Source organism: Pseudomonas sp. St290 (assembly GCF_018325805.1).
GTDB classification, from domain to species: Bacteria; Pseudomonadota; Gammaproteobacteria; order Pseudomonadales; family Pseudomonadaceae; genus Aquipseudomonas; species Aquipseudomonas bijieensis.
Map to the genome: position 1 here is coordinate 1,567,954 of NZ_AP014703.1, position 19,065 is coordinate 1,587,018.

Here is a 19,065-nt window from a genome sequence, read left to right on the forward strand (position 1 = left end):
GTTTTTCCAATGTCATGCCAGGGAGCGCTTCATCCCATGAATCCACGACTGAACCACCTTCGCAGCCTGCCGATGCTGGCCTTGATGCTGTTCACCACGCTGCTGGCCGGTTGTGGCATCAATAACATCCCGACCCTGGACGAACAGGCCAAGGCCGCCTGGGGCCAAGTGCAGAACCAGTACCAGCGCCGCGCCGACCTGATCCCCAACCTGGTGGAAACCGTCAAGGGCTATGCCCAGCACGAACAGGACACCCTGACCGCGGTGGTTGAGGCGCGGGCCAAGGCCACGTCGATCCAGGTGGACGCCAGCACCTTGGACAACCCGGAAAAACTCAAGCAGTTCCAGCAGGCCCAGGACCAGTTGAGCGGTGCGTTGAGCCGGCTGATGGTGGTGGTCGAGCGTTATCCGGACCTCAAGGCCAACCAGAACTTCCTGGCCCTGCAATCGCAGCTCGAAGGCACCGAGAACCGCATCGCCGTGGCCCGCCGCGACTTTATCCTGGCGGTGCAGAAGTACAACACCGAGATCCGCACGTTCCCGGGACGCCTGTGGCACAGCGTGATGTACAGCGACTTGCCGATCCGCGAAACCTTCGAGGCGACCAGCCCCAATGCCGAGAAAGCGCCTGAGGTGAAGTTCTGAAAAAACTGTGGGAGCGAGCCTGTGGGAGCAAAGCTTGCTCGCGATGAACGATAACGCGGTCATTAGAAAGACCGAGGTGCCTTCGTCGCGAGCAAGCTCAGCTCCCACACCCGCTCGCTCCCACACAGGAGTTACGATGCGAGTGTTGAAAATTGGCCTGGTGCTGTTGCTCTGGGTGTTTGCAGTCACGGCCCAGGCCGAATTGAAGTTTCCGGCGCTGACCGGGCGGGTGGTGGACACCGCCCAGATGCTTGACCCGTCGGTGCGCGGGCAACTGGAGGCGCAGCTCAAGGCCCATGAACAGGCCACTGGCGAACAAGTGGTAGTGGTCACGCTGGCGGACCTGCAAGGCAGCAGCATCGAAGACTTCGGCTATCAACTGGGACGCCACTGGGGCATCGGGCAGAAGGACAAAAACAACGGCGCGCTGCTGATCGTCGCCCGGGATGACCGTAAACTGCGCATCGAAGTGGGCTACGGTCTGGAGGATCGCCTGACCGACGCCCAGAGTTCGGTGATCATCAACCAGGTGATTACCCCGGCCTTCAAGACGGGCAATTTCAACAAAGGCATCAGTGATGGCGTCGCGGCGATGCTGGTGGTGTTGGGCGGCAGTCCGCTGGATGAACCGGCGCCGGCATACAGTGCGGACGGGCAGCAGGAGCAGGGTGATTTCGTCGAGCGCCATCCGGGGCTGTTCATCTTTCTGGTGATCCTGTTTATTTTGACGATATTGGTGTGCCAGATGCTCGGTATCCTGCCGAGCGGAAGCGGTGGCTCCAGCCGTTCGGGCGGAGGCGGTGGAGGCTTCGGCGGTGGAGGCGGTGGGGGCTTCAGTGGTGGCGGTGGCAGTTTCGGGGGCGGCGGTTCGTCGGGCGGCTGGTGACAATAATAATGAGCAGGCACTTTTGACCATGGCATTACTGACTGAACACGAACAACGCAAGGTCGCCGAAGCCATTGCCCGGGTCGAGCGAGATACCGACGCCGAGCTGGTCACCGTGTTGGCCGCTCGCGCCGACGACTACGCCTACATCCCATTGCTTTGGGCCAGCCTGTTGGCTCTGGTGGTGCCCGGCGTGGTCCATTACCTCACCGGCTGGCTGGCCATGCACAGTCTGTTGCTGGTGCAGTGGGTCAGTTTCATTGTGCTGTGCCTGGTGTTTCGCATCCCCAGGATCACCACGCACCTGATCCCCCGTTCCGTGCGTCACTGGCGGGCCTCCAACCTGGCGCGCCGGCAATTTCTCGAGCAGAACCTGCACCACACCGTGGGCAGCACAGGCATGCTGATCTTTGTTTGCGAGGCCGAGCGCTATGTGGAAATCCTGGTGGACGAAGGTATTTCCAAGCGCCTCGACAACAAGAACTGGGACGCCATCGTCGCGGCGTTCACCCAGCAGGTCCGCCAGGGGCAGACGTTGCAGGGCTTCGTGACGTGTATCGAGGCCTGCGGCGAATTGCTCAAGGAGCACGTGCCGGTGACCCAGGAGCGCAATGAATTGCCGAATCGGTTGGTGGTGCTGGGCTGAAAATTTCCCGCCAGCACAAGCCTGTGGGAGCAAAGCTTGCTCGCGATGAACGATAACGCGGTGAGCCTGCACTATCGCGGCGTATTCATCGCGGGCAAGCCTTGCTCCCACAGAGGCTACTGCTCACTACACGAACTTTTCCGTGCCCTCGCTGCCCATCCCCCCTAAAATACCCGCCATTCCCGATTCGCCCGCCCCGAGGCCGCTTGTTCATGTCCGCCACTGCAACCCCCGCCCGTTCCGCGCCGAATCACCACGCCCAGTTCATCGAGCTGCTGAACGCCAGCCTTGCGCAAAACACTTTCATCAAACTGGTGCTGGCCAAGTATGTCGGGGATGAGGCGGACCTGCAGCGGCTGATCATCAAGCAACTGACGGTCAAGGACCAGCCGTGCCTGTCCTTCGTCTACCGCTACAAGACCCGCGACATCACCAAGAATTTCCCGCTGGCCGAAGGCGTGGACACCATCGCCGCGCTGTTGCCAGCGTCGTTCAAGAACGCGCATTTGCTGGCGGTCACCGACGAGGCGCAGTTGGAATACAGCAAAAAGGGCAAGAGTTCGCTGTTCAAGAGCAAGCCCCAGCAACTACGGGAAGTGCCGTCTGCCGAGCACAATCGCGAGAAAAACCGCTTCCTCGACCTGAGCCGGCCTTTTTTGGCCGACCTGGGCGTGACCAACCACAAGCACGAGCTGATCCCGGCGATGTCGCGCAAGTGGAAGCAGATCAACAAGTTCATCGAGGTCTTCAGCCATGCGCTGACGTCTTCGCCGCTGGCCCTGGACAAACCGGTGCGGGTCTCGGATTTCGGTTCGGGCAAGGGTTACCTGACCTTCGCCATCCATGATTACTTGCGCAACACCTTGCAGGCCGAAGGCGTGGTGACCGGTGTCGAGTTGCGCGAAGACATGGTCAAGCTGTGCAACGAAGCCGCCGCGCGCCTGGAACATCCTGGCCTGAGCTTCCAGCACGGTGACGTGCGCAGCGTGGCGCCAAGCGCGGTGGATGTGATGATCGCCTTGCACGCCTGTGATATCGCCACTGATTACGCGATCCACATGGGCATTCGTTCGGGCGCCTCGATCATCATGTGCTCGCCGTGCTGCCACAAGCAGATCCGCCTGCAGATCCAGAGCCCGGCCTTGCTCAAGCCGATGCTGCAATATGGCCTGCACCTGGGCCAGCAGGCGGAAATGGTTACCGACAGTTTGCGGGCGCTGTTCCTGGAAGCCTGCGGCTACGAGACCAAGGTTTTCGAGTTCATCTCCCTGGAGCACACCAACAAGAACAAGATGATTCTGGCCGTCAAACGCGCCGAACCGGCGGACCCCACCGAGCTGCTGGCCAAGATCCAGGAGCTCAAGGCCTTCTACCACATCTCCGAGCACTGCCTCGAAACGCTGTTGCGGGCGGATGGTTATCTCGCCTGACTCCTGTTTACGCCAACTCCTGTGATAGGGGACTGTGGGAGCAAAGCTTGCTAGCGACGAAGGATGACTCGGTTCTACTGTCGAGTCGTGGTGCCTGCATCGCGAGCAAGCTTTGCTCCCACAAGGTTGAGTTTGGCCTGTGAGACCAGCGTATCGATGCAGCCCGTCAGGTAATCGCCGCTTATCCCTCATCTACCGACGTGCCGGTCTACCTTTAATGCGTTAACCCCTCACGCATTCCCAAAGGAGCCCTTCCCATGGCGGCCAAGAAAATCCTGATGCTGGTCGGCGATTACGTCGAAGATTATGAAGTCATGGTGCCGTTCCAGGCCTTGCAGATGGTCGGCCACACCGTGCATGCCGTGTGCCCGGACAAAACCGCGGGGCAGACGGTGCGCACAGCGATCCATGATTTCGAAGGTGACCAGACCTACAGTGAAAAACCGGGGCACTTGTTCGCCCTCAACCATGACTTCGCCAACGTCCAGGCCACCGACTACGACGCATTGCTGGTGCCGGGTGGACGCGCGCCGGAATACCTGCGCCTGAATGAAACCGTCCTGCAACTGGTGCGTGATTTCGACCTGGCGGGCAAGCCAATCGCCGCCGTATGCCATGGCGCGCAACTGCTGGCGGCGGCGGGCATCCTCGAAGGGCGCGAATGCAGCGCCTACCCCGCGTGTGCCCCGGAAGTACGGCTGGCGGGCGGGACCTATATCGACATTCCCGTGACCCAAGGCCATGTCCAGGGCAACCTGGCGACCGCACCGGCCTGGCCTGCGCATCCAAGCTGGCTGGCGGGGTTCCTGACTTTGCTGGGCACGGCCATCACTTTGTAAACGCTGCATAGCGCACTGGCAGGACAAGCGCAGCGGGTCTTTACTCTCGGGGCATGTCTTCATTGCCAGGAGAAAAATCATGTCCGGATGGTACGAAATCAGCAAAAGCAGCAGCGGCCAGTTTCGGTTTGTGCTCAAGGCGGCCAACGCCGAGACCATTTTGACCAGCGAGCTGTACACCACCCGCAGCGGTGCCGATGGTGGCATTGCTTCGGTGCAGAAAAACAGTCCGTTGGCCGAGCGCTATGAACTCAAGAACACCAAGGACGGCCACCCGTACTTCAACCTCAAGGCGGCCAACCACGAAGTGATTGGCAGCAGTGAGGCGTATTCATCGGACGCCGCCCGGGACAAAGGCATCGCCAGCGTCAAGGCCAACGGACCGACGACCGTGATCAAGGACAAGACCGTGGTAGCGCTCTGACAGGACGGTAATAAGAGGATCTGTGACGAGGGGACCTGTGGGAGCAAGGCTTGCCCGCGATGCAGGCGCTGCGATTGTGCAGGCTAGCCGAGTTATCGCTCATCGCGAGCAAGCTTTGCTCCCACAAGTGAACCCCTTGCCACTCAGGTTTACCCTGCCTTTAAACCTCCACTGGCACCGACAGCTTCGGATCGCCCAGCGGGTGGCTCTTGGCATCGAAGAAGCGCAATTGCACCTCCAGTCCCTGGAACACCTTGGCGTAATGGCGCTTCTGATGCTGGATGAACGCCTGGCTACGGGGATAGATCGAAATCGCCACGGTTTTCGGTGCGGCCAGGCGCAGGGCATGGACAATATGCCGGTCTTGCTCGCCCAGGGCCTGGCCGAACAGACACAAGTTGTCGCCGTGCTGCAGCAACTGCTCATAGCAGAACGACAGGTAGTCGCTGCTGCGGATGGTCTTGAGCTTGTCGCTGCTGGGGCCTTCATTGACGAACAGCGGCACGTCGTCGAGGGTCTTGAGGGTGTTGTTGATGGCGAAACTGCCGAGCAAGGTGCCTTCGGTGGAGGTGAGCTTGCGCGCCGTGCCGTCCTGGTTACGCACCAGGTGCAGGCCGCCGTGCAAGTACAGCAGGCGCGGTTTGTCCGTGGTCGCCTGGCTCAGGTCGAAACTGTGGTCATCGCCCAGGAATAGGTCGCTGATGGTCTCGGGCGCGTGCTGGATCGCCCAGTAGTTGAGCAGGTCGTAGTTGGTGGTGAACACCGTGCGGTAGCGTCCCAGCTCCTGGTTGAGCGTCGCCAGGGTCGAGGGTTGCACCAGGCGCCATGGGATATGCACCGCATGTACGGTGTTGATCAGCGCTTCCTTGATCGCGTAGTAGCGATTGCGCGGGGCGGCAGAGCTGACGGCCAGGGCCTTGTTGATCCGACTGGTGGTTTTCAGCGCACCGAGCACCTGTTCGAAACTGCGGGTTTGCATCGCGTCGAACACGCTCAGCTCCGACGGGCTCAGGGGTTTTTCTTCGACAACGCGGGCATTTTCGAACAGCGAGTCATAGCCGAAATCGTCCCACACCGCGCGGCTGGCTCCATTGCCCACCAGCAGGCCGCTGAAGGCGGTATCGGCGCGCACGGCCTCCCAGTCTTCGAGCCGGGTGTCGTATTCCTGGAAATCGGTCATCGCAAGGGTCATCTCAAAAACGTGGCAAAGGCAGGTCGCGACTTTATCACGACCCAGTCTTGAGCCAGATCAAGATACGTCATGACTACTGGGTCATTCTGTAGGCCCGCCGATCCGGCCTCTATCCTGGAGCATGACCTCATGAGCAGCACTTTTTTCATTCCCGCCGTGAACATCATGGGGCTGGGCTGCCTCGATGAAGCAATGACCGCCATTCGCAACTACGGCTTTCGCAAGGCCCTGATCGTCACCGACGCGGGGCTGGCCAAGGCCGGTGTCGCCAGCAAGGTGGCTGAGCTGCTGGCACTCCAGGATGTCGACTCGGTGGTTTTCGACGGTGCCAAGCCCAACCCAAGCATTGCCAATGTCGAACTCGGGCTGGGGCTGCTGAAGGAGAGCCAGTGTGACTTCGTCGTGTCCCTGGGTGGCGGTTCGCCCCACGACTGTGCCAAGGGCATCGCCCTGTGCGCCACCAATGGCGGGCAGATTCGTGACTATGAAGGCGTCGATCGTTCGAGCAAACCGCAATTGCCGTTGATCGCCATCAACACCACGGCAGGCACCGCCAGCGAGATGACCCGTTTTTGCATTATCACCGACGAGACGCGCCACGTGAAAATGGCGATTGTCGATCGTAACGTGACCCCCTTGATGTCGGTCAATGATCCGGCGCTGATGGTGGCAATGCCCAAGGGCCTGACGGCCGCCACCGGTATGGATGCGCTGACCCACGCGATCGAGGCTTATGTCTCCACCGCCGCCACGCCGATTACCGATGCCTGTGCGCTGAAGGCCATCACCTTGATCAGCAACAACCTGCGCCTGGCTGTGCGCGACGGCAGCGATCTGCCAGCCCGGGAGAACATGGCCTACGCGCAGTTTCTCGCAGGGATGGCGTTCAACAATGCGTCGTTGGGTTTCGTCCACGCCATGGCGCATCAACTGGGTGGTTTCTACGACTTGCCTCACGGTGTGTGCAACGCGGTGCTGTTGCCTCATGTGCAGAGTTTCAACGCCTCGGTATGCGCTGCTCGCCTGACCGACGTGGCCCATGCCATGGGCGTCGATACACACGGAACCAGCCCGGAAGAGGGGGCCCGGGACGCCATTGCGGCGATCCGCAGCCTGGCTCATGACGTGGACATTCCGGCCGGTTTGCGTGACCTGGGCGTACGCCTCAACGACGTACCGGTGCTGGCCGCCAACGCCTTGAAAGACGCCTGCGGCCTGACCAACCCACGGGCGGCGGACCAGCGGCAGATCGAAGAGATTTTCCGCAGCGCGTTTTAAGCGGCCCGGGGCGGCACGCACCTCACACAGAGCATCGCCGCCGCCCCCAGCAGTACGCACAACGCCGCCAGCGGCCAGGCCTGTTGGCTCAACGACAGGCTGGCCATGGCGCCGATCACCGAGGCCATCAGTTGATGCAGAAACCCGCTCAACGCCATGGCATAGGCGCCGGCCACCGGTGAGCCTTCGTTGGCCAGGGACAGGCTGATGGGGTAGGTCAATGACTGGCCAAACACCGCGAAACAATACGGCAGCCAGAAGAGCAACGCGATGCTGTCCAGGGTAAGGCTGCCTGCCAGCATGGTCGCGCTGCCGCCCAGCACCAGCGCGATGCCCCAGCCCATCATTCGTCGTTGGCCGGTACGCAGTACAAAAGCGTTCACCGCCAGCGCCCCGAGCAAGTACGCCGCACTGACCGGCCAGCCCAGCAGGCCGTATTCAATGGGCGACCAGTGGAAGCTCTCCTGCAGGATCAGCGGCGCTGCGGTATTGAACGCGACGATCACGCCGTAACCCAGCCCACCGGCCAATGCCGGCATCAGGAACGCGCGCTGTCGGAGTATTTGCCCGTAGATACCCCACGCCGATTGCCCGTTGCTGGCGTTTACCAGCACCGGGAACCGAGCCCGGGACACCGCTGCCGCCATGGCCAGGCTGACGGCGCCCAAGCCCTGGAAAATCGCTTCCCAACCGAAAGCGGCCTGGATCAGCGAGCCCAGGTACTGGCCGATCCCGAGGGCAATCACAAAGGCGATGGATATCCATGACAGCGCCTTGGCCAACAGGTCGCCGCTGAAACTGTCACGGATCAATACTCGCGCCATCACCGAGATACCGCTGGCGCCGATGCCCTGGATCAACCTGAGCGTCAGGAACGCCTCCACGGTTGTGCCCATTGGAAGGGCCAGGTTACCCAGGCCGTATAACCCCAAGGCCGCCAGCAAGACCGGCTTGCGCCCCAGGCGTTGGCTCAGGCTGCCCCACAGCAACATGGGCAGCGCCATGCCAATCAGATACACCGACAAACCCCAGGAAACCCGGGACGCATCGGCGCCCAGGTCCCGGGCTATATCGGGCAGGGCCGGCAAGTAGATGCTCATGCCCAGTTGTGCCAGGAAGACGGTGGTGCAGGTGACGATCAGGGTTGTACGGTTCTTCATCGAGCGTCCTGTCTCAAGGGCGGATGTCACGCCCGTGGGTCAGCAGCAGTTCGGTGATCTTTTCGCAAAACGAGCGAATCACGTTCGGCTCCATGTCGGCGCGCAGGGTAATGCGAATAGCCGCCTTGCCTTGCGGCACCACGGGGAAAAAGACCGCCGAGGTGAAATACCCCAGTTCGGCCAGTTCGACCGCCAGGCTGTTGGCCAGGGCCGCTTCACCGCAAGGCACCATACGGATTGCCATGGGGTTGCCGCGCTGTTCGGTACGCACGAGGCTGTCGAAGAGGCGAATATTAGCCTGTAAGCGCTCCTGCAAGGTGCTGAATTCCCGGCTGCGGTGCAGGCGGATCGAGGCCATGCCGGCGCCGATGGCTGCTGCGTTCAGGCTCTGGGACCAATTGCTCGGCCCACCGTAACGCTGCACCAGCGCCTTGTGCCGTTCACTGCCAAACATGACCAGCCCGCCACTGGCGCCAAATGACTTGGCCAGGGAAGCCACGATCAGGGTGCGCTCGTCCACGGCAGGGAGGCGCGAACGGACCAGGCCCGCTCCGGACTCCCCGACCGCGGACAATGCGTGGGAGTCATCCAGATAGAGAAACAGACCGTAGCGTTGCTTGAGATACATCAGGCTGTCGAGGTCCGCCAACCCGCCCATGCTGTAGGCGCCGTCAGCCACGTACGCCACGCTGCGCTGGCGTTTGCACATGTCTTCAATGAAATCCATGTCGTTGTGGGGGCAGGTGATGACCTGGGTTTCATCGGCGCAGGCAGCCTTGTTGTGGTTCATCGAGTAATGGGCGTGTTTGTCGAACACCATGACGGGCGAACAATTGTTGGTGAACGCACCGCTGGCCAGCAGTGGCAGGATTCCAGCGCTCGCCGCGCTGCACGACAGGGCACTGAGACAACTGGCGCCAAACAGCTCCGACAATTGGGTTTCGTACTGGTCCAGGATCGCCAGCTTGCAGCGATTCTTTGAATTGGCGACCCGAAGGGTTCCGGTTTCCCACAGTGTGGTCATGGCGCCGTCCAGCAATGCGGGGTGGTAGTCCAGGCCCAGGTAGGAAGTGGTGCAGAAGTGATGGAAGGTGCGACCGTATTGGTCGACCAGCACGTTGGGTGTCTTGACCTCGACATTCAGCCCTGAGACTTTTCCGGCCTCGGTGCTCTGCCAGTTCTGGTCTGCGAGGGAAATGACCTTGCGATAGTTGGTGAAGTGGTGGGGCGCTTGAGCAGTCTGGTTCATGGTGCGATTACATTCCTTGGTGAGTGGTGCTGTCCGTGGGGTGTTTCAATAGCGGTGTGTTTCCAGACTTTACAGATTGTTGTGCAGGGCTTTGAATCGGCTGTTTCCGGCGTGTTTGAGTGTCACTGGAGATTTCTGCGTAGGACTTTGCCTAAGGCCTTGGGCGGGGAATCCATCGGCGACGTCGGAGCTTGGGAACGTCATGGGTTCGCCCCAAGCCCGCTGGGTTATCACTATTTTTCTGAAGGTTGCTTGCTGATGCTTTCTGGCCTCAATCATCTGACCCTTGCCGTCACCGACCTGGATCGCAGTGTGGTTTTTTATGGCGAGCTGTTGCAGCTGCGTCTTGAGGCCAAGTGGAACAGCGGGGCCTATTTGTCGCTGCCGGGATTGTGGTTGTGCCTGTCTTTTGACCCGTTGCGCAGGACCGAGCTGGCGTCGGACTACACCCATTACGCTTTCAGCACCAACGCCGAGGATTTCCCGGTGCTGGTGGCGCGGCTGAACGCGGCCCGGGTGGCGTCGTGGCGGGATAATCGCAGCGAAGGGAATTCGTTCTACTTTCTCGACCCGGATGGGCACAAACTCGAGGTTCACGTGGGAGACCTGGCATCCAGGCTGAAGGCCTGTCGGCATGCTCCTTATGCCGGAATGGAGTTTTTTACGGAGCCGTGACGAGGCGGCTCTCTGGAGTCGTGACATCAGGCGATGAGCCCTGCTTATCTCGCGCAGTTTGCATACTGATCACCTACGCTATCCTCATCGTATGATGGGTGCGCGTCGGGTCCGCACGCTGTACCAGCGTGGTGAACCGGCGATCCCCGGTTCACTCACCGCCGCATTGTCCGGATGACCTCCTGCCCCATGGACACTCGAAGCTCCGCGCCGCTGGCCAGCTACATCGACCTTCTGCTGGACGCCGTGTGTGCCGTCGACGGTCAAGGGCGTTTCGTGTTTGTCAGTGCCGCCTGCGAACGCATTTTTGGCTACACCCCGCAGGAGCTGATCGGCCAACCAATGATTGACTTGGTGCATCCCGCCGACCGCCTGCGAACCCTCGAGGCGGCGCGGGAGATCATGAACGGTGAGCCCAAGCTCAATTTCGAGAACCGCTACCTGCGCAAGGACGGTCGGGTGGTGCATATCCTGTGGTCGGCACGCTGGTCGCCGGCGGATCAACTGCGCATTGCCGTGGCCCGGGACATCACCGAACGCAAGCAGGCCGAGTCCCGCCAGGCGGCGTTGTATGCGATTTCCGAGGCGGCCCATGCCGCGGCCGACTTGCTGGCGTTGTTCAAGCGCATCCACCTGATTATTGGCGAGTGGCTGCCGGCGCTGAATTTCTCGGTGGCACTGTATGACGAGCAATGCGCGCAACTGAATTTTCCCTATCACGTTGACGACCGGGAAGGGCAGCCTGAACTGCCGGGCACCGTCACCGGACGTTTGTGCGCCGAGGTGATTCGCAGCGGACAGCCAATCCTGCTGACGCCCGGTAGCAGCCAGCTGCCGTCGGGGTTCGCCGACCTTGTGGCGCAGCCGGACGCGCCGTGTTGGCTGGGCGTGCCGCTGAACTCGCAAAGCGGCACGATTGGCGCGCTGATCGTCAGGAGTGCGCCGGACACCGAGCGGTATACCGAGCAGGACAAGGAACTGCTCCAATATGTCTGTGCACAGATCACCATCGCCATCGAACGCAAGCAGTTGCATGCCCGGTTGCAGCACATGGCTCAGTACGATCAGCTGACCCAGGTACCCAACCGCGAATTACTCCGTGAACGGTTCAAGTGTGCACTGGCGACCGCCCGCGCTGCGTCCGGGCGCATGGCCTTGTTGTACATCGACCTGGACCGTTTCAAGCAGGTCAATGACACCTATGGCCATGGGGTTGGCGACATGCTGTTACAAGCGGTGGCTAATCGGCTCAAGGGCTGTATACGCGACACCGATACTGTGGCGCGTATTGGCGGAGATGAGTTCGTGGTCTTGCTGCATAGCATCCAGGCCCTGGAGGATGCCCACGGCGTACAAGAAAAAATCCGTCATGCACTGGTCCAGCCACTGCGTCTGGACGGCCACTGCCTGAGCATCGAACCGAGTATCGGTGTGGCCTGTTTCCCTGACCATGGCACGGAAGATGTCGCACTGTTTCGCCATGCCGACGAGGCGATGTATGCCGCCAAACGCCACAATCACAGGGCGTTCGGTATCTAATAGCGCACCACCGTTCGTCGTGGTGCCGCTGGCTTTTTTCAACCTTTCGAGCGTTGTCCTTTTCAGATGTCAGGCGGGCTCCGCTCGCCGGAAACATCGTCCATGATCGAACGAAGAGGCTTGAAGCGGGTCGCAGAAGTAGGAGAACCCTCCTCGCGGCTGTTGACAGCTACTCAGCGGAAAGCGAAATCGGGTGGGTTCTGATTCAGAGGCGGGTACCCCGCCAGAACTTTTATCAGAGGAGGGCGCGACCATGAGCCGTATGGCCAGCTTTTTTCGCACCACCAGCGTCATTGTGCTGATGGGCCTGGGGGCCAACAGTGCCTGGGCCCAATCGCCTGCCGAATTCATCAACGATGCTTCAGCCAAAGGCATGGCCGACATCGAGGCCAGTCGCATGGCCCACGGGAAAGCCGAATCCAGAGAGGTCAAGGATTACACCATCATGGTGATCAATGACCGTACCACCGCTAATCAACACCTGGCGAAGATCGCCAAGAAACTCGACTTGCCTGTCGCTCCCCGGGAGGAAGTGGCTGACAAGGCCAAGGCCTTGATGCCGCAGGTCCAGGAAGGCGAGTCCTTCGAGGCTGCTTATGCCGCCAGCCAGGTCAAGGCCACTGAAGAGGCCATCGCGCAGATCCAGCAGCAGGCCCAGACCACCGAAGTGCCGGAAATCAAGGCCTTCGCCGATGAGACCCTGCCTAAGTTGCAGACCCATCTCGAAATGGCCAGGGCGTTGCAAGCCAGCCGCTGATCCGCTGGTTTTTGTATCCAGGACCGGGACGTTCGCGTCCCGGTTGATTTTTGCCTGTCGAAGGAGAACCTTTCAGCGCATCTGCGTCAGCACTGGTTCAGGTCCACTTTGTTCTTTTCTTCCAGGCCTTCAAGGTTCTTGGCTTCGCCCTGGCCCATGGCTTGGTAGTGCTTTCTCAGCGCCTCCAGTTGCTTGAGGTCCAGCGACTCGAGCCCGAGCATTGCATTCTGCGCCTCCTTGGTTGCTCGCAATAACTCATCGACCTTGAGGTGCAGGATGTCGGTATCGCGGTTCTGCGTGTTTTGGATCAGGAACACCATCAGGAAGGTAATGATCGTGGTTGACGTGTTGATGATCAGTTGCCACGTGTCATTGAACTGGAAAAGAGGTCCGCTAAGGGCCCAGAGCACCAACAACACGATGGCCCCCAGAAATGTCTTTGGGCTTCCCGCCCAGAGAGCCAGTTTTTGAGCGATTTTTGCGAAGGTCATTGCTGTGTTCCTTATGGATGCACCTGTCTGGTGTGACAGCAATGAAACGATGAAAATTCTACTTACATTTCAGTCGCCAACATCCGTCGACGTTCATCGGCCGGCACGATGACAGTCGCAACGATTGCCACTCTCGCAGGTCACTGCTGAAAGCCCTCGGTATCGGAGTACATCATGAATCTCGCCCGTACTTTTTGCCTCGCCTGCGCTTTGTTCGCCCTGCAAGGCTGTTTCGACAACTCGGATAACGAGACCAAGGACAACACTGATGGCACCAAGTCTTCGGTGCAGATGCAAGAGTCTGGAAAGGAGAGCAAATAACGTATAGCTGAAACCTGTGGGAGCTCGCTCCCACAGGTTGTGGCGGTTTTCTCACCGGCCTTGCTGCAACACCTTCAGCGCTGCCGAAGCGAGGAAGCCGGATCGGCTCTTCTCTTCAGGATGGTGCAACACATATTCATCAATACGATTGAGCAGGTAGCCGGGCAGCGTGATGTTGAGTTTCTGCGCCTTGCCCAGGTACTTGGTCACATCGATGTCCACCAGCGCCCAGGTGCAGCCGGCAAATTTCGGATTGGCTGCGTGCAAGGTAACGGTGTTGGCCGGTGGAATCGGCGAACCATCTTCAGCCAAAATCTCGAAGTGTCCCTCAATGGCCTCACGGGCCATCGCCATGGCCTCGTCCAGGTCGTCGCCTGCAGAAAAACAACCGGGAATATCCGGCACTTCAACACCCCAGGCGTGCTTGTCATCGCCCATGGAAATCGCAATCGGGTAAAGCATATTCATCGTCCTCCGGGAACGTCGCGCAACGAGCCGGCTGAAGCAGCGCCTGTTGCAAAATACTGATGGCCGTCTTCTTGAGCAGATCTTTCTTCGGATGAGGAACCGTGACCAATCCCGGTTTGGTCGGGTGCTTGAAGTGATGGTGACTGCCCCGAACCCGCACCAGATACCACCCGTCTGCAACGATCTGGCTTATCAAAAATCGGCTATTCACAACACCTCCGTGTGGTGTGCTTGGTGGGTACTATACCTACTGAAAATTAATGATCAACACTATACCTACCAGGGACGCCACTGGTGGGTTCGCGCAGGCATTGCAACGAAGTCTAGAAGCGGTGTTGTACAAGGGCGGCAGAGGGGCAGGGTGGGTTTATTTCGGGATGTGAGACAGGGCGAAAAATGCGGGTGGGGCGAGGGAGCTTGCTCCCGGTGGGGGGCGAAGCAGCCCTGGATTTACAGCTCAAACACCAGGAGCCACTCCGCGAAGCTGCGGTCGCTATGACTGCTGCACAAACGTCAGCCGTACAGCAAAACCAATCAGAAGACTCCCGAACAACCACTGCTGTACACGCTGGGCCGAAGGCGATCGCTGAAGCCAGCGTCCAAGTGCGACACCCACCAAGGCGTAAGTGCTATCGAAGAGCAGGCCGACGCCGACCAGCACCACGCCCAGGGTCGCGAATTGCCCCAGCACCGGCCCGCCCTGTGGATCGATGAATTGCGGTAACAACACTGAACAAAACAGCAAGGCCTTGGGGTTGAGCAGATTGGTCAGCAGCCCACGCCGAATCGCCTGGTACCAGCGCCGCTTTCCGGCCTCGACAGTGGTGTTTTCAAAACTCGGCAACAACGTGCTCCGCAAGCATTGAAAACCGATCCATAACAGGTAGGCGGCCCCGGCCAGACGCACCATATCAAAGGTCCATGGCGCGGTCTTGAACAAGGCCGAGAGCCCCAACGCTGCCAATGCAACATGACACCCACGAGCAATTCCCAGGCCCACCGCCGTCGCCAGCGCCGCGCCTCTGCCCTGACGGGCACCGGTTTGCAGCAGCAGGATCATGTCCGGCCCGGGCAACACGTAGACCACCATCAAGGCCATCAGGAACAACCAGAGCTCTGCCATGCCACACCCCCTTCATCGACGATTCGCGAGTGCCCAGTCTATGGCGTAGGGGCAGGGCAGGTGGTTGCGAAGTCAGCTTCTAAAGCTTCATTAATTGGCATAATCTGCCAGCTATTCGCACCATTCCATCGGAAACTGCCAATTCATGAAGCTGGATGCCTTCGATCGCAAAATCCTCGCCGCGCTGCAACGCGACGGCCGCCTGAGCAACGTGCAACTGGCCGAAGAAATCGGCCTGTCCCCGTCACCCTGCCTGCGCCGGGTGCGGATGCTCGAAGAGGCCGGTGTCATTCGCGGTTACCAAGCCATCCTCGACCGTGATGAAGTGGGGCTCGGACTGACGATCTTTGTCGGCGTGAAGGTTGAACGGCACAACGACGAACAAGCCGAAGCGTTTCGCCAGGCGGTTACGGCATTGCCGGAGGTGATCTCGGCTTTTCTGGTGTCGGGTGAATCGGATTTTCTGTTGCAAGTGGTGGTGCCGGATTTGCGGGCCTACGACCGTTTTCTCACCGGGCGGCTGCTGAAACTGCCGGGGGTGAGCGATATCCGCAGCAACTTTGCGATCCATACGGTGAAGACGCCGGGGGCGTTGCCGTTGGGGCATTTGCCGGGCACTGAGCAATGAACGACACAAGTGGGCGGCCAAGATCCCAAAAGCCCCGCTGTGAAAAACACCGGGGCTTTTTGTCTTGTCGTTAGGTGGGAGTCTCGTGGCTCCCATTCTCAAACGTACGGTCTATCTATTGTTTCTCGGCTTTTTTTCTAACTTCAACTTTTTGTCTAGGCGTAATGACTTTCACAACGTCATCAATCACCGCCTTGCTCATTTCCAACAAAAAATGCGCAGCCCAGGCGTAGCGGTCGGTGCTCTTTTCAAACGCCGCGTCTTCGGCCAACCGGTGAGCGAGATGCAAAAGGTCCGACGCCCGTTCCAATGCCTCTTGGATGGGGACGCCGCCGTTGACACGGAACAGCGCTCGATCAGCGGAATAGTTGAAGGGGGTGTAGCCGATGGTTTTTAGCTCAGTGTTTTCGTTCATGGCCTGCCTCTGAGGATCGGAAGGTCGTTGGCCCGAAGCTGAAGCTTGGTTCGGTAAGAGCGGAAATAGGATGGAATTGCGTTTCGCATAGTTTCACTCCTTGACTTGAGAAACCGCCGCCATCCTTTCCTAGATTCGGGTGGCGGCCGTACGTGGGCTAGGAACCGGGAATCAAGGCACCCGGCACACCCGAGGGTGTCCCACGCACAGCCGCCATAGAACATCATCGCAAACACAAAAAGCGCCTGCAATTTTATGGGCGTTGTGCGCCTTGAATTCAACGGGTTCCTAGGCCCGGTCGCTGAATTTGCAGCGACGTTTGGGAGAGTAGCCACCGAAGGACAAGGGCAACAAGGCGAAAACTCGCCGAAAAGCGAAGTAAGCGCACCCCCTACGTAATTCTCGGATTTTGCCTACAAATCTCCTTTGGGGCCATGCGATACGTGGCGAGGACTCATTTGTTCTCAGGACTATCTCCGAGGTTGGCTCTACTTAAAAAACAAGGGCCAACAATCCGATCAACTGACCGAAAAACAGTTGATTCTCTGTCGCACGCAACTCTCTGATCTTGCCTACAGACGAAGCGGGAGTTACCCGCTATCCACAGCAGGGTAGATAGGAAATAGTGCCCCGCAGAACGGACTGCACGATTAGTGATAAGCGATTGACGTCCGACATATTTTGCCGGCTTCGCGAAAGGTGGGGCTGGAGGGCTGGTTAAAACCGAAAGGATGACCATGTCCGCATCTTGACTTTATTAATCGGTGCTACTCACACGTCGGCGTCGTCAGCGCAGGTGATAAATCTTTTTTTTGGTATCACGGTGTAATACCATGAACAATAAGCAGCACAGCACGCTCAGAGCCATATTTTCCAGGCCGACGCCTTCAACGCTGGAGTGGGCTCGTATTGAGTCGCTGCTTGGCGCAGCGGGTGCCAAGACCATTGAAGGCAGTGGATCGCGTGTACGTTTTGAATTGAATGGCGTGGTCGCAACGTTCCACCGGCCCCACCCAGACAAAGAAGCAAAGCCCTACCAAATACGTGATGCTCGGGCTTTCCTTGAACAAGCAGGAGTTACCCCGTGAACGTTATGAATTATCAGGGCTACGCCGCCCGGATCGACTACAGTGATGAAGACGGTCTGTTTGTGGGCCATATCGCTGGTATTAAGGATGTCGTCGGGTTTCACGGCGAATCTGTCAGCGAGCTTCGAGCCGCGTTTGAAGAGGCGGTGACTGATTATCTGGAAACCTGTGCCAAGCTGGGGCGAGCACCGCAGAAGCCCTATTCTGGCAATCTCAGCTTACGCCTAGCCCCCGCGCTCCATGCAACAGTCGCCGTGAAAGCTCAGCTCGCCCACAAGAGCATCAACCAGTGGGTGGCCGATGTTCTTGATCGTGAAGTGCACGCTTGAAGACAGGCTGCGACAGGAAGTCAGATTTCATTTGCCTCCGTTAAACATCGTTTGCCGACAGTCCACGGCCCATAACTGGGGCTGAGCAATGAACGACACAAGTAGGCGGCCAAGATACAAAAAGCCCCGCTACGAAAACGCCGGGGCTTTCGGCATAGCCCAATCCGGTTGGGTAGGCACGCTTACCGCCCTAAATCCTCGGCGCGACCGTCAGGGGCGCAACCTCCACAAACACCAGACCAAAAAAAACCGGCCACCAAGGGCCGGTTTTTTTATCCCTCGCCAACACACAGCGCGGGACCAGAATTCGATTGGAGCGGGTGAAGGGAATCGAACCCTCGTTATCAGCTTGGGAAGCTGGAGTAATGCCATTATACGACACCCGCTCAGAGCGGCTGACTTTGTACCAGATGTGGGCACGGATTTGAAGTTTTTCTTCACATGGCGTGCGGTCAGTCGTCTATGCGAGCCTCAAACCAGAGCGGTCGTTGGCGGGCAAGCCCCGTTGCTGAAGGCGCAGGATGGGGCTTGCTCGCCAGGACTCGGTTTCAGATGGCCAGTGCATGGTAGCTCTGCACATTGCTATAGCGCGGACGGCTTTCGTGGTGTTCCGGTGTGAGGAAACCCATCAAGGCGTTGCGGCTGTCGCGGCAGGCGGCTTTGTGTTCCATGTCCAGGAAGTGCCCGGTGGCTTGCAGCGTGCTGAAGGTGCTGTGCTCGACATGGTTGGCGAAGAGCCTGGCGTCGTCGGCCGAGGTGTATTCGTCCCATTCGCCGTTCAGGAACAGCACCGGTACGTTGATTTTCTTGGCCGCATTGATGTAGCACTGCTGGTCGCTGTTGAGCACGTCGGTGATGTGGAAGCGCATCTGCCCGTACTCATGTTCGGCCAGACTGCTGACATGGCGATAGTTGAAGCGCTTGAACAGTGGCGGCAAATGCTTGCCGATGGTGCTGTTGACCAAGTGCCCGACACGGTCGCCGTCCAGGCTGCCCAGGTAATCCACACCGCGTTCAAGGTAGTCGCGCATCGGCGCATTGAGCACTGGCGAGAACGAGCTGATCACCGCTTTTTCGATGCGTCGTGGCCGGTGGGCCAAGGCGCTCAGCGTGGCGGCGCCACCCCAGGAAAACGACAGCACGTGCTCGGCGGCGAAGTGGTCGATCAGTTCCAGGAGGATCTGCCCTTCGACCTCCTTCGTCAGCATTTTCTCGTGCCGATTGTGGGCCTTGGACTTGCCCGCGTAGGGCTGGTCGTACAGCACGACATTGAATTGCGGGTAGAGGTTTTTGGCGGTCTGTGCAAACGACGCGGTGGTGGCCATTGAGCCGTTGACCAGAATGATGGTCTTTTGTGCGGCGTCTGCGCGATAGAACTCCGTGTAAACCCGATACTGACCCTGTATATCCAGCACAGCGATTTCTGGCCTCATGTCATAAGACTCCTGGCAAGCGGGTATGCGCGCAATGAGATTGCACGGG

The 19,065-nt window shown here is 59.3% G+C and carries 22 protein-coding genes, 1 tRNA gene and 1 pseudogene; 14 read left to right on the forward strand and 10 right to left on the reverse strand.

Annotated elements, in window-relative coordinates; translation table 11 throughout:
• Positions 1 to 36: 36 nt before the first annotated feature.
• The 6 genes from PBDP_RS06850 (at position 37) to PBDP_RS06875 (ending at position 4,870) form a co-directional block, all read left to right on the forward strand.
• Positions 37 to 645 (forward strand): LemA family protein, encoded by a 609-nt coding sequence (locus tag PBDP_RS06850; RefSeq protein ID WP_212801991.1) that lies wholly within the window; start codon positions 37 to 39, stop codon positions 643 to 645.
• 136 nt (positions 646 to 781) lie between these two features.
• Positions 782 to 1,531: a TPM domain-containing protein gene (locus tag PBDP_RS06855; RefSeq protein WP_116831652.1), complete on the forward strand. Its 750-nt coding sequence runs from the start codon at positions 782 to 784 to the stop codon at positions 1,529 to 1,531.
• A 28-nt stretch (positions 1,532 to 1,559) separates the two neighbouring features.
• Positions 1,560 to 2,177 (forward strand): TPM domain-containing protein, encoded by a 618-nt coding sequence (locus tag PBDP_RS06860; protein ID WP_109755928.1) that lies wholly within the window; start codon positions 1,560 to 1,562, stop codon positions 2,175 to 2,177.
• Between the two features lie 212 nt (positions 2,178 to 2,389).
• On the forward strand, positions 2,390 to 3,607 hold the full coding sequence (locus PBDP_RS06865) for a class I SAM-dependent methyltransferase (protein WP_212801992.1): 1,218 nt from the start codon (positions 2,390 to 2,392) through the stop codon (positions 3,605 to 3,607).
• A gap of 257 nt (positions 3,608 to 3,864) precedes the next feature.
• On the forward strand, positions 3,865 to 4,446 hold the full coding sequence (locus PBDP_RS06870; RefSeq protein ID WP_109755926.1) for a DJ-1/PfpI family protein: 582 nt from the start codon (positions 3,865 to 3,867) through the stop codon (positions 4,444 to 4,446).
• 79 nt (positions 4,447 to 4,525) lie between these two features.
• On the forward strand, positions 4,526 to 4,870 hold the full coding sequence (locus tag PBDP_RS06875; RefSeq protein WP_109755925.1) for a YegP family protein: 345 nt from the start codon (positions 4,526 to 4,528) through the stop codon (positions 4,868 to 4,870).
• A gap of 160 nt (positions 4,871 to 5,030) precedes the next feature.
• Here the strand turns inward: PBDP_RS06875 and PBDP_RS06880 are convergent, their stop codons facing one another.
• Complete coding sequence (locus PBDP_RS06880; RefSeq protein ID WP_109755924.1) at positions 5,031 to 6,050, reverse strand: DUF4917 family protein; 1,020 nt, start codon at positions 6,048 to 6,050, stop codon at positions 5,031 to 5,033.
• A gap of 141 nt (positions 6,051 to 6,191) precedes the next feature.
• Between PBDP_RS06880 and yiaY the strand changes: the two genes are divergently transcribed.
• Positions 6,192 to 7,340 (forward strand): L-threonine dehydrogenase, encoded by a 1,149-nt coding sequence (yiaY, locus tag PBDP_RS06885; RefSeq protein ID WP_163855021.1) that lies wholly within the window; start codon positions 6,192 to 6,194, stop codon positions 7,338 to 7,340.
• On the opposite strand, the gene PBDP_RS06890 is transcribed toward yiaY, so the two are convergent.
• Positions 7,337 to 8,500 carry an MFS transporter gene (locus PBDP_RS06890; RefSeq protein WP_212801993.1) on the reverse strand — a complete coding sequence of 388 codons (1,164 nt, stop codon included), beginning with the start codon at positions 8,498 to 8,500 and terminating at the stop codon, positions 7,337 to 7,339. The genes yiaY and PBDP_RS06890 overlap by 4 nt on opposite strands.
• A 13-nt stretch (positions 8,501 to 8,513) precedes the next feature.
• On the reverse strand, positions 8,514 to 9,749 hold the full coding sequence (locus tag PBDP_RS06895) for an aminotransferase class I/II-fold pyridoxal phosphate-dependent enzyme (RefSeq protein ID WP_212801994.1): 1,236 nt from the start codon (positions 9,747 to 9,749) through the stop codon (positions 8,514 to 8,516).
• Between the two features lie 258 nt (positions 9,750 to 10,007).
• Between PBDP_RS06895 and fos the strand changes: the two genes are divergently transcribed.
• The 3 genes from fos (at position 10,008) to PBDP_RS06910 (ending at position 12,720) form a co-directional block, all read left to right on the forward strand.
• Positions 10,008 to 10,424 carry a fosfomycin resistance glutathione transferase gene (gene fos / locus PBDP_RS06900; protein ID WP_212802479.1) on the forward strand — a complete coding sequence of 139 codons (417 nt, stop codon included), beginning with the start codon at positions 10,008 to 10,010 and terminating at the stop codon, positions 10,422 to 10,424.
• A gap of 189 nt (positions 10,425 to 10,613) precedes the next feature.
• Positions 10,614 to 11,963 (forward strand): sensor domain-containing protein, encoded by a 1,350-nt coding sequence (locus PBDP_RS06905; protein WP_176688498.1) that lies wholly within the window; start codon positions 10,614 to 10,616, stop codon positions 11,961 to 11,963.
• Positions 11,964 to 12,216: 253 nt separating this feature from the next.
• Positions 12,217 to 12,720, forward strand: coding sequence for a DUF4142 domain-containing protein (locus PBDP_RS06910; RefSeq protein ID WP_109755919.1), 504 nt, complete (start codon positions 12,217 to 12,219; stop codon positions 12,718 to 12,720).
• A gap of 86 nt (positions 12,721 to 12,806) precedes the next feature.
• Here PBDP_RS06910 and PBDP_RS06915 read toward each other — a convergent pair whose 3' ends face one another.
• A complete protein-coding gene (locus PBDP_RS06915) occupies positions 12,807 to 13,211 on the reverse strand; it encodes a low affinity iron permease family protein (protein WP_109755918.1) in 405 nt (134 codons plus the stop codon).
• Positions 13,212 to 13,385: 174 nt separating this feature from the next.
• Here PBDP_RS06915 and PBDP_RS06920 point away from each other — a divergent pair, with 174 nt between their 5' ends.
• Entirely contained in the window at positions 13,386 to 13,532 is a 147-nt protein-coding gene (locus PBDP_RS06920) for a hypothetical protein (RefSeq protein WP_162893799.1), read from the forward strand.
• 51 nt (positions 13,533 to 13,583) lie between these two features.
• On the opposite strand, the gene PBDP_RS06925 is transcribed toward PBDP_RS06920, so the two are convergent.
• From PBDP_RS06925 to PBDP_RS06935, 3 genes and pseudogenes are all read right to left on the reverse strand, one after another.
• Positions 13,584 to 13,994, reverse strand: a complete 411-nt coding sequence (locus PBDP_RS06925) for a type II toxin-antitoxin system HicB family antitoxin (RefSeq protein ID WP_109755917.1) — start codon at positions 13,992 to 13,994, stop codon at positions 13,584 to 13,586.
• A gap of 40 nt (positions 13,995 to 14,034) precedes the next feature.
• Positions 14,035 to 14,211: pseudogene (locus tag PBDP_RS06930) on the reverse strand (type II toxin-antitoxin system HicA family toxin); the annotation flags it as partial.
• A 282-nt stretch (positions 14,212 to 14,493) separates the two neighbouring features.
• The gene (locus PBDP_RS06935) at positions 14,494 to 15,123 is read right to left on the reverse strand and encodes a LysE family translocator (RefSeq protein WP_212801996.1); all 630 of its coding nucleotides are present in this window, start codon (positions 15,121 to 15,123) and stop codon (positions 14,494 to 14,496) included.
• A 145-nt stretch (positions 15,124 to 15,268) separates the two neighbouring features.
• Between PBDP_RS06935 and PBDP_RS06940 the strand changes: the two genes are divergently transcribed.
• Positions 15,269 to 15,751 (forward strand): Lrp/AsnC family transcriptional regulator, encoded by a 483-nt coding sequence (locus PBDP_RS06940; RefSeq protein WP_024616088.1) that lies wholly within the window; start codon positions 15,269 to 15,271, stop codon positions 15,749 to 15,751.
• Between the two features lie 115 nt (positions 15,752 to 15,866).
• Here PBDP_RS06940 and PBDP_RS06945 read toward each other — a convergent pair whose 3' ends face one another.
• On the reverse strand, positions 15,867 to 16,166 hold the full coding sequence (locus tag PBDP_RS06945) for a DUF3077 domain-containing protein (RefSeq protein WP_212801997.1): 300 nt from the start codon (positions 16,164 to 16,166) through the stop codon (positions 15,867 to 15,869).
• Between the two features lie 833 nt (positions 16,167 to 16,999).
• Here PBDP_RS06945 and PBDP_RS06950 point away from each other — a divergent pair.
• Both PBDP_RS06950 and PBDP_RS06955 read left to right on the forward strand, forming a co-directional pair.
• A complete protein-coding gene (locus tag PBDP_RS06950; RefSeq protein ID WP_212801998.1) occupies positions 17,000 to 17,254 on the forward strand; it encodes a type II toxin-antitoxin system HicA family toxin in 255 nt (84 codons plus the stop codon).
• Positions 17,251 to 17,583 carry a type II toxin-antitoxin system HicB family antitoxin gene (locus PBDP_RS06955; protein ID WP_024616089.1) on the forward strand — a complete coding sequence of 111 codons (333 nt, stop codon included), beginning with the start codon at positions 17,251 to 17,253 and terminating at the stop codon, positions 17,581 to 17,583. The genes PBDP_RS06950 and PBDP_RS06955 overlap by 4 nt, the downstream gene beginning before the upstream one ends.
• Before the next feature lie 312 nt (positions 17,584 to 17,895).
• Here the strand turns inward: PBDP_RS06955 and PBDP_RS06960 are convergent.
• Positions 17,896 to 17,969 (reverse strand) — tRNA-Gly (locus tag PBDP_RS06960).
• A gap of 162 nt (positions 17,970 to 18,131) precedes the next feature.
• Positions 18,132 to 19,016 (reverse strand): alpha/beta fold hydrolase, encoded by an 885-nt coding sequence (locus PBDP_RS06965; protein WP_212801999.1) that lies wholly within the window; start codon positions 19,014 to 19,016, stop codon positions 18,132 to 18,134.
• Positions 19,017 to 19,065: the final 49 nt, after the last annotated feature.